This is a genomic window from Xenorhabdus sp. PB30.3 (assembly GCF_963895965.1).
Classification (GTDB): domain Bacteria; phylum Pseudomonadota; class Gammaproteobacteria; order Enterobacterales; family Enterobacteriaceae; genus Xenorhabdus; species Xenorhabdus stockiae.
In genome coordinates this window covers 1-13,471 of record NZ_CAWQMW010000006.1, presented here as the reverse complement: position 1 = coordinate 13,471, position 13,471 = coordinate 1, and the positions used below count along the sequence as shown (strand labels likewise).

Annotated in this window: 13 protein-coding genes and 1 riboswitch; of the genes, 6 read left to right on the top strand and 7 right to left on the bottom strand. The window is 40.2% G+C overall.

Features of this window, described 5'->3' with window-relative positions; all coding sequences use genetic code 11:
- Nucleotides 1-163: 163 nt before the first annotated feature.
- From manX to mntP, 5 genes are all read left to right on the top strand, one after another.
- Nucleotides 164-1,126, top strand: coding sequence for a PTS mannose transporter subunit IIAB (gene manX, locus AACX38_RS01160; RefSeq protein WP_228865564.1), 963 nt, complete (start codon nucleotides 164-166; stop codon nucleotides 1,124-1,126).
- A gap of 78 nt (nucleotides 1,127-1,204) precedes the next feature.
- Nucleotides 1,205-2,002 carry a PTS mannose/fructose/sorbose transporter subunit IIC gene (locus AACX38_RS01155; protein WP_099120597.1) on the top strand — a complete coding sequence of 266 codons (798 nt, stop codon included), beginning with the start codon at nucleotides 1,205-1,207 and terminating at the stop codon, nucleotides 2,000-2,002.
- A 13-nt stretch (nucleotides 2,003-2,015) separates the two neighbouring features.
- A complete protein-coding gene (locus AACX38_RS01150; RefSeq protein ID WP_228865563.1) occupies nucleotides 2,016-2,873 on the top strand; it encodes a PTS mannose transporter subunit IID in 858 nt (285 codons plus the stop codon).
- 91 nt (nucleotides 2,874-2,964) lie between these two features.
- Entirely contained in the window at nucleotides 2,965-3,423 is a 459-nt protein-coding gene (locus AACX38_RS01145) for a DUF986 family protein (RefSeq protein ID WP_228865562.1), read from the top strand.
- Between the two features lie 140 nt (nucleotides 3,424-3,563).
- A riboswitch (yybP-ykoY riboswitch) is annotated at nucleotides 3,564-3,739 on the top strand.
- Nucleotides 3,740-3,746: 7 nt separating this feature from the next.
- Complete coding sequence (gene mntP, locus AACX38_RS01140) at nucleotides 3,747-4,331, top strand: manganese efflux pump MntP (protein ID WP_153043639.1); 585 nt, start codon at nucleotides 3,747-3,749, stop codon at nucleotides 4,329-4,331.
- 55 nt (nucleotides 4,332-4,386) lie between these two features.
- Here mntP and rlmA read toward each other — a convergent pair whose 3' ends face one another.
- Entirely contained in the window at nucleotides 4,387-5,202 is an 816-nt protein-coding gene (gene rlmA / locus AACX38_RS01135; protein WP_228865561.1) for a 23S rRNA (guanine(745)-N(1))-methyltransferase, read from the bottom strand.
- A gap of 173 nt (nucleotides 5,203-5,375) precedes the next feature.
- Between rlmA and AACX38_RS01130 the strand changes: the two genes are divergently transcribed.
- Nucleotides 5,376-5,933 (top strand): GNAT family N-acetyltransferase, encoded by a 558-nt coding sequence (locus AACX38_RS01130; RefSeq protein WP_228865560.1) that lies wholly within the window; start codon nucleotides 5,376-5,378, stop codon nucleotides 5,931-5,933.
- Nucleotides 5,934-5,944: 11 nt separating this feature from the next.
- Here AACX38_RS01130 and AACX38_RS01125 read toward each other — a convergent pair whose 3' ends face one another.
- The 6 genes from AACX38_RS01125 to AACX38_RS01100 all read right to left on the bottom strand — a co-directional run bounded on the left by AACX38_RS01125 (nucleotide 5,945) and on the right by AACX38_RS01100 (nucleotide 13,284).
- Complete coding sequence (locus tag AACX38_RS01125; protein WP_228865559.1) at nucleotides 5,945-7,273, bottom strand: MFS transporter; 1,329 nt, start codon at nucleotides 7,271-7,273, stop codon at nucleotides 5,945-5,947.
- Between the two features lie 9 nt (nucleotides 7,274-7,282).
- Nucleotides 7,283-8,806, bottom strand: a complete 1,524-nt coding sequence (uhpB, locus tag AACX38_RS01120) for a signal transduction histidine-protein kinase/phosphatase UhpB (RefSeq protein ID WP_228865558.1) — start codon at nucleotides 8,804-8,806, stop codon at nucleotides 7,283-7,285.
- Nucleotides 8,806-9,414, bottom strand: a complete 609-nt coding sequence (gene uhpA, locus AACX38_RS01115; protein WP_228865557.1) for a transcriptional regulator UhpA — start codon at nucleotides 9,412-9,414, stop codon at nucleotides 8,806-8,808. Before uhpA ends, uhpB begins: the two co-directional genes overlap by 1 nt.
- A gap of 139 nt (nucleotides 9,415-9,553) precedes the next feature.
- On the bottom strand, nucleotides 9,554-10,930 hold the full coding sequence (gene uhpT / locus AACX38_RS01110; protein ID WP_099120588.1) for a hexose-6-phosphate:phosphate antiporter: 1,377 nt from the start codon (nucleotides 10,928-10,930) through the stop codon (nucleotides 9,554-9,556).
- A 249-nt stretch (nucleotides 10,931-11,179) separates the two neighbouring features.
- The gene (locus AACX38_RS01105) at nucleotides 11,180-12,481 is read right to left on the bottom strand and encodes an AAA family ATPase (protein WP_228865556.1); all 1,302 of its coding nucleotides are present in this window, start codon (nucleotides 12,479-12,481) and stop codon (nucleotides 11,180-11,182) included.
- A gap of 56 nt (nucleotides 12,482-12,537) precedes the next feature.
- The gene (locus tag AACX38_RS01100) at nucleotides 12,538-13,284 is read right to left on the bottom strand and encodes an OB-fold putative lipoprotein (protein ID WP_228865555.1); all 747 of its coding nucleotides are present in this window, start codon (nucleotides 13,282-13,284) and stop codon (nucleotides 12,538-12,540) included.
- Nucleotides 13,285-13,471: the final 187 nt, after the last annotated feature.

The window sequence follows — 13,471 nt, the reverse complement described above, 5'->3', positions numbered from 1 at the left end:
ACAAAATAGAGTCCATAAGAAATGAAATACTTGGGATGGAACCTCGATAAAACATAATATTTGTAACTATTATGTTTATTAACTGGTAGTAAAACAGGTTGGAAGTATTGAGCATGAGCTTGCAATAAATCCGAGTTCGATTGTTACAGAAAGGGGAAAACAAGTGAGTATAGCCATTATGATTGGCACACACGGGGCTGCGGCAGAGCAACTGCTACGCACCACGGAAATGTTGATTGGGGAACAAGAAAACGTTTCCTATATTGACTTCGTGCCCGGTGAAAATGCCGATACATTATTCGAGAAATACAATAAGAGACTGGAGTCGCTTGATACAACGCAAGGGGTCTTGTTTTTTGTTGATACCTGGGGTGGCAGCCCGTTTAATGCGGCAAACCGGATTGCTGTAGACAAAGAAAACTACGAAATCATTACGGGTGTAAACGTACCAATGCTGGTTGAAGCCTTCATGTGCCGTGATGATGACCCATCCATGGAAGAATTGGTTGCGGTTGCATTAGAAACGGGGAGAGAAGGCATTCGTGCTCTTAAAACAGAGCCAGAAGAAGCCAGTAAACCTGAACCTGCCAAGCCAGCCACTCCAGTTGCATCTCAGGTTAGCACTCCAGCTGCAGGCGGTCATATGAAAATCGCTCTTGCACGCATTGATGACCGTCTTATTCACGGTCAGGTTGCAACCCGCTGGACAAAAGAAACTAATGTAAAGCGTATCATTGTAGTCAGTGACGAAGTTGCTCAGGATACCGTACGTTCCACTTTATTAAAACAGGTCGCACCTCCCGGCGTCAGTGCGCATGTGGTCGACGTTGAGAAGTGCGTCCGTGTTTATAACAATCCCAAATACGCCGATGAGCGCGTTATGCTGTTATTCACCAACCCTACTGATGTACTGCGTATTGTAGAAGGCGGAGTTTCACTGGAGTCTGTCAATATTGGTGGTATGGCGTTCCGTCAGGGTAAAACCCAAATCAATAACGCCATTTCTGTTGATGCAAGTGATATCACTGCTTTTGAAAAACTGAGTTCACGCGGTATAGAGCTTGAAGCACGTAAAGTTGCCAGCGATGCGCGTTTAAATATGATGGATTTACTCAAAAAAGCTTAAAAAATAAAGATATTTTTTACTAACCATTACTCAACAACAAAATTCTTACCAAATTATATTTGGTTACAGGAGAAAACAATGGAAATTACCGTTGTTCAACTTTTCTTGATATTTATCGTTGCCTGTATTGCAGGTATGGGTTCTATTCTTGATGAATTTCAATTTCATCGTCCATTAATTGCCTGTACATTAATCGGCCTGATTCTTGGTGATGTCACAAAAGGTATCATCATTGGCGGGACGCTGGAAATGATCGCTCTCGGCTGGATGAATATCGGTGCAGCGATTGCCCCTGATGCTGCTTTAGCATCAATTATTTCGACTATTCTGGTTATCGCTGGCGGACAACAGGTTGGTGCAGGTATTGCGCTGGCAATTCCACTGGCGGCAGCGGGTCAGGTTCTCACTATTATCGTCCGTACTTTGACCGTCGGCTTCCAACACGCGGCAGATAAAGCCGCTGAAAACGGTAATCTCCGGGCTATTACAGCTCTTCATATCTCTGCACTGGTGTTGCAGGCAATGCGTATTGCCTTACCTGCGCTGGTTGTCGCCCTGTCTGTCGGCACATCTGAAGTTCAGAATATGCTGGATTCAATTCCGGAAGTCGTTACTACGGGCCTCAATATCGCTGGTGGCATGATTGTTGTTGTCGGTTATGCAATGGTGATTAACATGATGCGTGCTGGTTACCTGATGCCATTCTTCTATCTGGGTTTTGTGGTCGCAGTATATGTACATAATCTTGTTATCCTTGGTGTCATTGGTGCAGTTATGGCGATTCTGTATATTCAGCTCAGCCCTAAATACAATCGATCACAGGCAGCAGCTCCTGCCGGTAACACCCCGAATAACCTTGATAATGAATTAGATTAAGAGGATGAACAACATGTCAGATACAACAAACATGGGTCAGAAAAAACTGACACAAAGTGATATTAATGCTGTCTTCCTGCGTTCTAACTTATTTCAGGGTTCATGGAACTTTGAGCGCATGCAGGCGCTGGGTTTCTGTTTCTCAATGGTGCCTGCCATCCGCCGCCTCTATCCCGAAAATACTGAGGAACGTAAACTGGCCATCAAACGCCACTTAGAGTTCTTCAATACACACCCTTATGTCGCAGCACCTATTCTGGGTGTCACACTGGCAATGGAAGAACAGAAAGCCAACGGCGCTGACATTGATGCCGCTGCAATCAACGGGATTAAAGTCGGTCTGATGGGACCGCTGGCCGGCGTAGGAGATCCTATTTTCTGGGGAACTGTGCGCCCTGTTTTTGCTGCGCTTGGTGCCGGACTTGCCTTAGGTGGCAGTTGGATCGGGCCATTTATATTTTTCTTACTATTCAATCTGGTGCGTTTACTAACCCGTTATTACGGCGTTGCATATGGTTATAAGAAAGGAATAGATATCGTCAAAGATATGGGAGGCGGTTTCCTGCAAAAAATGACAGAAGGCGCGTCAATTCTGGGGCTATTTGTCATGGGAGCGCTGGTTAATAGTTGGACGAAAATCGACATTACACTGGTTGTCTCTAAGGTTCCTGATCCTACAACCGGTGAGATGAAAATAAACACTGTTCAAACCATTCTTGATCAGTTGCTACCCGGGATTGCACCTCTATTGCTAACTTTTGGATGTATGTGGCTATTACGGAAAAAAGTAAACCCTTTATGGATTATTATCGGCTTCTTTGTGATTGGTATTATTGGTTATTATTTCGGTCTTCTTGGTGTAGCCAAATAGTTTTGTTGAAAAATTGATTAACTGAAAATAGGGAGAGGAAACATTTCCTCTCCCCCACTTACAAAACAGATCAGGAAACTCAGGAGTAAACATGAGCCTGAATGACATCATATTGATAGCCTCAATTTTATTGGCGTTCGCTTTTGCTATTTATGATGAGTTTTTTATCCACTACTTTAAAGGCAAGACGCTGTTAACTATAAAATTAAAAAGAAAACACCGAATCGATGCCTTAATATTTATTATTTTAGTTAGCATTGTGATTTATAATAATATAGCTGGTCAAGGCAGCCCGCTAACAACCTATTTATTATCGTTTATTATTTTAATCTCAATATATTTTGGTTATATACGCTCACCTAAACTCATGTTTAAAAAAGAAGGGTTTTATTATTTCAACCGCCTTTTTTATTATGAAAAAATTAAAGCTATAAATTTATCCGAAGATGGTATTCTAATGATAGACTTTGAAGTAAAGAAAATATACATAACCGTAACAAAATTAGATGATTTAGAAAAAATCTATAAATTTTTACTGAGTAATAAATAATATTTTCCTTTCTATTAAATAAGGCTGTAATATCACATCAGCCTTATTCTTCCTCATAACATAGATAATGATAATTATTATCATTAAATAAATTAACATAGCACGAAATATTTTGCCTTTCACTCTGAGTATGTTATCGTCCAGTACAGTCATTGGGGAGTAGCCTGTTCCAGAATATTACTGGAAATTTCGTATCAACATACTCGTTTTAATAAAACGTGGTGCGAATGCCGAATCGGTTGGCAAGACCATAGACATATAAAATCACCATTGGTTGGGGGTGGTTTATATGTATATGGAACTACCCAACCGAGGCTGTTTTAATGAATCTCTATGCAACACTCATTCTTGCACTAGCCCTCTCTATGGATGCTTTTGCTGCTGCCGTAAGTAAAGGAGCAGCCCTTCATCGTCCTCATTTACGTGAAGCAATTCGAACAGGGCTTATCTTTGGCCTTATTGAAGCCTGCACTCCTTTAATCGGTTGGTCTCTGGGAATTTATGCCAGTCAGTACATTATGGAGTGGGACCATTGGGTGGCATTCACACTATTATTTGTCCTTGGCTGCCGGATGATCAGAGAAAGTTTCAAACATGATCCTGACGTCACCACCAAGCCAACAGCACCACACCGTCATAGCTCAGTAACCTTAATATTTACCGCTATTGCAACCAGTCTGGATGCGATGGCAATTGGTATTGGCCTCGCTTTTTTACAAGTTGATATATTACCCACAGCGATGACTATAGGAATAATGACGATGATCATGGCGACTTTGGGAATGTTAATTGGGCGTTATATTGGGCCACTATTAGGCAAACGGGCAGAGCTTATTGGTGGATTAGTATTAATTGCAATTGGCTTCAATATATTATTCGAACATCTTAAATTATTTATATATGCCTGATATTTATTCATAAATGAGTTCCCCGTTCTTATTGCGGGGAACTCATTCAAAGAAATTAAATATGACGGTAAACTTTTAACGTGAAATCAGCTTCACAATTAAACAATTTCTTAGCTATTAAATGGCTTTTAACGTCTTCAGACGCTCTCCAGGCAAAAGGTGTCATCTGTAATAAATTATAAGCCTGTTCACCATCCAGCTGCATTTCATAAGCCAGAGTTTCCTCAGCCGCTAATTCGTACCCTTCCAGTTGCTCGGTATTTTCAGGATGTAAATGGACTTCCTGATAAATCAACTCTTTCAGCTGATACAAGTGACGTGGGCCGGGCGTTACAGTGAGGACAATTCCCCCTGATTTTACAACCCGAAATAACTCAGCAGCTTTGTAGGGAGCATAAATCCGCAAAATACCATCAAGGGAACCATCTGCAAACGGTAGTCGATGACTGGATGCCACACAAAAATCAACATCGGGATAACGTTTGGCACCATAACGGACTGCAATTTTCGCCACATCCAAACCATGAACGGTGATGGGCCGTTTCAGACTCAAAGTCTGTTGTACAGCAGCAGTGTAATACCCTTCTCCACAGCCAATATCCAACAACACTCCAGCCTGTTCCGGTAAAAAGCTATCAAATAGCTCAATAACTTTTTGCTGTAATGCCTGATAGTGACCTGCCTGTAAAAATGCCCTTCTCGCCTGCATCATCTCAGCACTATCACCCGGCTCTTTTGAACGCTTATGCTGAACCGGTAACAAATTCACATAACCTTCTTTTGCACAATCAAACTGATGATTGTTTTCACAACGCCATTGGTGATGGGAAAACAGTAATGGTGAATGACATAAAGGACATTGATAAGACATAACATTCCGATGGGAGTAAAGAATAAATCAGGCATTCACTATACCATGTTTCGGTTTGGTATGTTTTTATAAAACCGCTTTATATAGTGGAGATAAAATCATATTGACTATTTTACGACTAAAATTCATTATGAATTTCACAATAAATTAACATTGGGTTGGTAATCAAAAAAATGCCGTTTGAAGATTTAGAAACTAAGCGCCTTTTATTAAAAAAATTGGCTCATACCGATGCGATTCACATACAACAAAAATTTCCTCACTGGGATATTGTAAAATACTTAGACAAGAATGCAGTCCCCTGGCCATATCCTGATAATGGTGGCGATATTTTTGTCAATAACGTTGCCATACCTGCAATCCAAGAACAAAAAGCCTATATCTGGTCACTCAGAATGAAAGCTAGGCCCGATGAGTTCATTGGTGTCATTGGGTTATATAACAAACAAGATAATAATCGCGGTTTCTGGCTCTCTCTCGAATATCAAGGGTATGGGTTTATGCGCGAAGCCTGTGAAAAGGTTACGAGTTACTGGTTTACAGAATTAGACCGGACAGTACTCAGGGTAGCCAAAGCCAAAATCAATGATAAATCAAGAAATATTTCATTATCTGAAGGTATGAAAGTGATCAGAACTGATAAAAAAGAATATGTTTCAGGGGAGTATGATAATGAAATATGGGAACTGACCAGAGAAGAGTGGCTTAACCGGCAAATATCACAGCGTTAAAATAAGAGCAGTTAACCCTGCTCTCTTTGCTGAGGAAATTGAGCCTGTAAAAAAGGCAGCAATAATAAACCAATCATGACAGCACATACAGAGATGGTAATAAACAACCCAGTCCAGTGATAATTCTCCAAAATAATCGCAAAAGGATAGCCACCAAGTGCTGCACCTGTATAGGCGAAAAGACCAACAAATCCCGTTGCTGCTCCAGCTGAATCTTTATGTGAACACTCCGCTGCCGCCATACCAATCAATAACTGTGGGCCAAAAACGAAAAAACCGATAGAGAAAAATCCCAACGATTGAAAAACTAAATCTGTTACAGGCATCAACCATAAAGCAGCTACTGACAAAAAAATACCAATTGAAAATATTAAATTGATAGGACCCCGATTGCCGCCAAATAACTTATCAGACCCCCAGCCGGCAACCAAAGAGCCCACAAAACCTCCGACTTCAAAAAGTGATACGACAAAGTTGGCGCTCACTAAATCATAATGATGATATTCTGTCAGATAAAGGTTTCCCCAATCGTTGATAACTGTGCGAACAATGTAAACCAGCAAATAACTACAGGAAAGTAACCAGATATATTTATTCCTGAAAACATAATCTCTTAATATTTCTTTGATACTTAATCCCTTTCCTTGATTTTCATGCTTTTTTTCCAGAAAATCATTGCGATACTGCCCAATAGTTGGCAACCCCATTGAAGCCGGTTTATCACGTAATCGCCAACATAATAGAATTCCGCCTAAGATCCCCAGACAACCGGGCACAATGAAACCTTCACGCCAGCTGAAGTGCAAGGTGACAAAACCAACAAAGAGTGCAACTAATGCACTCCCAATGTGATGCGAAGTATTCCACAATGACCACCAAAAACCACGTTCCGAACGCGAATACCAAGTGGTAAGTAATTTAATACATGAAGGAGAGGCCCATCCCTGAAACCAGGCATTCAATATCCATAAGCAGGTAAACATGACAACAGAACTGGACAGACCGAAAAAAACATTAATGATACCGGTAGCAATAAGCCCAATCCCCATGAAATAGCGTGGATTAGAGCGATCAGAGAGAATACCGGAAATAAATTTTGAGCAGCCATAAGTAATATAAAATAACGTACCAATCAGCCCAATTTCAGCTTTATCAAGTCCCAGATCACTGATCAATTCTGGCATTGCATAATTAAAGTTTTTACGGGTGAAATAAAATAGCGCATAGCCCACATATAAGCTCAACATTATATGCAGACGCCAGTAACGATATTGCTCCCTAATTTCTACCGTAGTCAGATGATTTTGATTAATTAATTTAGGCTGAGAAAAAACTGTCATGATCATTTCTTAAAGTTTAGGCAAAATGATCGATAAATCCGTACCAGAGTGTGTAGATTCATTTTGCTGTTTCTCACTATGAATTGAAAAATTACCACCGAGGGCCTGTACACGCTCACGCATACCTCGCAAGCCAAACCCCTTCATATGATCTTCAGCTTTACAGCCAATACCATTGTCTTTGATCAATAAACGGATCATTTCCTTAATAGAAAAATGCACTTTAATACAATCAGCCTGAGAATACTTTAATGCGTTATTCAATGCTTCCTGACAAAGACGATATAATGTAGCTTTCGTTGCGTCACTTAGCTGCTCAATAACAGCATCAGAATCAATCTCCCAATTAATTTCTACTGATATGCCGTGAGCTTCAAATTCCATATCCCGCAATAACTGCTCAATAGCTTCCTTAAGGCCAAAATCGTCGAGTACTTTAGGCCGTAATCTGCTCAATAACATTTTGGTAGTATCATAAACATTCAGGGATAATGTTTCGATAGTTTTGGCACAATTAATAACCACCGGCGTTGCACCAACACGTTGGATTATATTTGCCTGTGTCCGGATAGCTGTAATATTTTGACCTATTTCATCATGTAATTCGCGGGCAATCTCCCGCCTTACTGATTCCTCTGCTTTCACTAACTGGCGTGACAGACTGTGATTACGAGATAATTCTCTCTTTAGCTGCATATTCAGATCACGCTGACGCTGGACAGCCATTCCAAGTATTATTCCTGTCAGAGTCTGGGTTAGAAGAGATAACAGCAAATCCGTAATTTCCATATCGGAAACACCACTGCGAGCAGCAATTAGCGCAACACTATTCAGTAAAGTGCCAAGCAATGCTCCCTGCCAGCCGTAGCGAAAAGCCAATAAAATAATCGGAATAGCAAGGCAGAATGGCGCAAAATAGCGGAGTTCGTTAGGTATCCAGATCTGAAGAAAGATATTTAATATAAATAATAGACTATAAAAAATGACCTGTTTCAGATTGAAACGAATTTGGTGTGCAATAACATTGGCAGTCATGGGTAGCCAGACATTCTGGAATAAATAATGCCAAACTAAGTAACACAAAGGAACCAGCATAACGCCCCCGGTTAAACTCACCAAAAGTGCGATGGTTACAGCCGGATTATGATTGATGACGGATATAACATTAACGATTGAAGTGATTACAATCACAAGAGCCATCACAGCAAGTCTTTGCCACTGATTACCACAATAATAACGACTGGCTGCCCAGACTATGGGAAGGCTGACTATACTGGCAGTTAATACAGTTAGCCACTGAGGCTGCTTCATTAGTAAGGCCAGACCAATCGTAAGCAACCATTCTGTACCATATAGTGTTGGCCAATATTTCTGCGGGATATGTAAAGCAATGCCAAGACGCAATGCAAATGGAAAAAACAAAATAGCCAGCTCTAAGTCATTGACAAAGTAATAAGCTATCACCCATAAACAGAACCACCAGCAGGAAAACAGTAATCCACCACAAAATGAATTGAGCAAGTATCGATACATTAGAGATCACTAGCGGCAAAATAATTTGCTAAGCCCACGTTATTTGTCACGCCCAATTTACTTATCGCATTAGCCCGATGAACATGAATTGTTTTATGACTCAAACCCAGTTCAGCAGCTACAGCTTTAACATCCATTCCTGTCGCAAGCATTTCCGCGATTTGCCTCTCTCTCTTGGTTAAGTGGTCCAAAGCAGCAGGATTATTTTTTGATGATGTCAGTTTTAGCACAATATCCGGCGAGAAGTAAAAACCATTATTCACAACAATACGCACCGCCTGTACCAATTCATCCGGGCTACAGCGTTTACTCAAATAACCCCGGGCTCCCGCCTTCAGAGCTTTTTCTACCATGGTGGCTGAATCGTGGACGCTCAGCATAATACAACCAATGCCGGAGGGAATATCCTGCAATAGTGATAATCCACTTTCATCAGCCATTGAGATATCAAGAATACAGACCATTGCCCCTGAACCGGGCAGACCATATCTTGCTTCGGCGCATGAACTGAATTCACCAACAACTTCAATATCAGGCTCTAAGCTTAATAATTGGGCAAAGCCAGAACGTACTACCACATGGTCATCGACTAATGCTACTTTAATCATCGTTATTTATTGCCAGATCAGAAAACCCGTATAAATTACTCTCATTAATATAGCTGCGCAATAGACTGGGAACGATACGTTTCACTCAAAAACGCTACTGCAAATAAAACAGTAGCGTCATAACGATTTTTAACAAGTTTTACAGCGCTTTCCTGCTACTACGAATTTTCCTCTCTTCAGCAATAGCAACAAACGCAAGTAATGTAATACAGATAAATGCAGAAGTATCAAGTGCGACAAAAGTACCTTTCCAGCCTGTTAAACCAAAAATAGGCACTCCATCAGCAATCATCCCCAAACCTAATTTAGCAAAACTATCACCGATTAAATAAGCAAACGTACCTTTAACACCATCTGCAACACTGATCGCTTTTTTCGGTACAAAGCCAACAGCTGACACGCCAATCAGTAATTGTGGGCCAAACACCAGAAATCCGAGTACAAATAGAGAGCCTAAATACATAAACTCGCTGGTTGCATGCTGGTAGAATTCAAGGCTAACAATAATTAGACCCAGTGAGACACAAGCAACAAGAGCGCGACGACCATTTGCTAAATCTGACAAATATCCCCACATCAGCGTCCCGACTAACGCCCCAACCTCAAACATTGTAAAGCCGGAAATAGCAGTTTCTTTTGAATGCCCTAATTCCTGATACGCATATACCGTTGACCACTGGTCAATACCAATTCGCACGATATAAAGAAAAATATTGGCAAAGCAAAGAAGCCAGATCACTTTGTTTTTCAGAATATACTCAACAAAAATCTCCCGCTTGGTCATTTGATTTTCTTCTGCTGCTATATCCTCTTCGCTGATCGCCTCACCAAATAACTCTTCTGCTTTACCCAGACCATAACTTTCAGGCGAATCGCTTCCATAGCGTAAACCAATAAAACCGATGATCAGAGCAATTATGGAAGGGAAAATAAACATCCCGATGACATGACCATCAAATAAATAGTGCGCTCCAAACAAAGCAACTCCTGCCGCACCTGCGCCACCCACATTGTGCGACATATTCCAAAGCCCAAGATAGGTGCCTCGTTTGCTACGCGGAGTCCATTTGGTAATGGTGGAATAACTTGCCGGCCCACCTATACTTTGGAAAAAACCACTCAGCGCATAAAATGCCACCATCAAAAAAATACTGATCCCGGAGCTGCCCATGCTCATACTAAAACCGAGCATGGCCAGGCCAGACAAAATCAACATAAATGGCAAAAATTGTTTGGTATTTTTTCCATCTGCATAATAAGCCACTAACGTTTTGCCTACGCCATAAGTGATAGAGAACCCCAACCCTATCAACCCAAGCTGTGTCATCGACAAACCATAAGTAGAAACCATATCGTTCTGGGCAATATTGAAATTCTTGCGCACCAGATACATCGCCATATAGCCAATGAAAACCACCAGATATGACTGCATAAAAGGCTTAAACCACATCTTGCGGCGTATATCGACTGGAAGATCCAACGTCGGTTGGCGAACTTGTTCCAGAATTTTAATCATATGAAATCCTCAGATAACCACGACAAAGAAAACCTTTTTAATGCAGGTGGAAATCAAAAAGGTGGCTCGCTAAAACGCGAATTTTTTCGTAGGTATTGTTATTACTGAGATTCTAAGAAAGGGGTTAAAAATTGGCTTGAGCTTTTGTCTTAGATAAACTAGGAAAATTTCCTAGTTTTGTCTTTATAGGAAGTAAAGCGTGAAAAGAATCACAATCTCTCAGCGAAGCAACCTGAGACGATAGATATCTTAATTCCTATCCGGCCAGTGCCATGATGGCTCCTCCAGTATATCCCTATCAATGATATGAGTTTCACCTAATTGCTTTTCAAGCTGAATAGTCTGACAAAGCGAAGAGTGCTGTAGTGCTGAAATCAATACTGGAGAGTGTGAAACGACCCAAACCTGAGTTTGAGCTGAAACCTTTATAATCAATTTAGCCAATGAAGGTAAAAGTTCTGGATGCAGGCTGGTTTCTGGTTCATTCAATATCATCATTGATGGTGGACGTGGTGTCAGCAATGCCGCAATCCATAACAGGTAGCGTAGCGTTCCGTCGGATAATTCAGCACCGGAGAGAGAGCGCATTAAACCATACTGACGAAACTGTAATGTAAATAGCCCTTCGTTGGAACGGGAAACTGCCAAAGAAGCTCCCTGAAAAGCATCATTAACCGATTCATCCAGCAATTGTGCATCACCTATTTCACGGATAGTTTGTAACGCAGCAGCCAGATCCCGCCCATCATGATGCAATACCGGAGTGCGGGTTCCAATCTGAGCTTGGCGGGCAGGAGCATCACTATCTGTCCGGAAATGATCATAGAAACGCCAGCCACGGATAAACTCACGCATATGAAAAACTTCCGGAGCCATTGAAGGATCAGAAATCTGATCAAACATACTGGTGAAACTATTAATATGCTCTGAAGTAATTCGCCATTTCCGCCCATCACGAACCCGGCTTATTGCCCCTTTTCGTTCTACCAAAACACCTGCCGGATGATAACGCCCTCCTCCCCAAATACATTCCTGTTTAATTTCTGGATCTAGCGCAAAAGCAGAGCTAGACGGGTGAGGCAAACCAAGGGAGATGGAATAACCAAACGAATCTGTCGCAAACCCAAGACGTAACCGTTTTACTTCTTTTCTAACCCCACCCTGTACTGGCATGTGCCCTGCACGTACCGCACCTGAAAAATTTTCCGGCCCGGCCCAAAATGCAGAATCCAGCCCACCTTCCAGCGCCAGAGAATTCACTACACCACCCTGAGCTGTTTCAGATAACAAACGTAATGCCCGATATAAATTTGATTTACCGCTACCGTTTGCGCCTGTAATCACATTAAGAGGAGCAAGAGTAATACGAAGATCACGAATAGAACGATAATTATTGATAGCTAATGTCGATATCATAAAATCAATATCTTCCTGATTACCATTTTTATTTTCAGCAATCATTAAATCAATAGAAATAATGATATCCGCGGGGATGTTATCCTTACCTAAAAGAATATAAATGGCAATCATTTTTAACAGAAAAAATCCCATACAAAAAATCAACCAAAAACATCGTTATCAAGCTAATTATTTCATTATAATATTTATTATTCTAACATTTCTTTATACCACTCTATTTGATCTCTGTTTTTTTCTACATACTTTTTCCACTCTGAGCTTTTTGATTTATTCAGACAAGAGATATCTATTTTTTTACAAATAGAGAAATTATTAGTGGATAAATCAACTAACTTTGTTAATGCAACTATATTAACACCTACTTTATTAGATTCATTCTTATCTCCACTAACCACTCTATTAATCTGAGATATAATAGACTTAGCAACTTGTTCTTTTGCTTTATTTTCTGATATACAACTCTTTAAAAAAGGCTCACCAACAGCAGTTCCGGCAACTTCACAGGCTAAAGTAATTTTTTGTCCTTTACGTAATGTTAACGCATAATCCTGAAAATCATTACTCAGTGCTGCATGCACAGTATCTAAAAAACCGCCAGCACTTAATGCAATGAAGACTTTACCATCAGAAGAGTAATTATTTATACTTTTAATAATTCCGAAAACGATAACTTTCTTATATTTTAAATCATTATTTGCTTTAACTTCATTTTCGGAATACCTTCTGTATAAATCCTTTGCAGTTATATGAATATACCCATAATCACTAGACTTTTTTTTGCCAGAAAAAAACAGTTTAACATCATTATCAACAAGCGATTTTGCAAATTTAGCATCATTTTCAGTAAAAGGAATAATCCCACTGTTTGCCACAGCAATTTGCCAAAATAACACAGAAACCACCGCAACAACCAATTGTGCTAGTTTTCTAATCATAATCAATAACCTAAATTTAAAACCAAAAAAACTTCCACATTTAAGGAATCCATTTACTGATAAATTTAATCCACATTACCCTGAATAATAGTCAATGTAAAATATTACCAGTTATTATCATTAAACAATAACATAACAATATAATTTATCCATCTTATCCAATAAAGTTAAAATTTCAGAAAAGTAA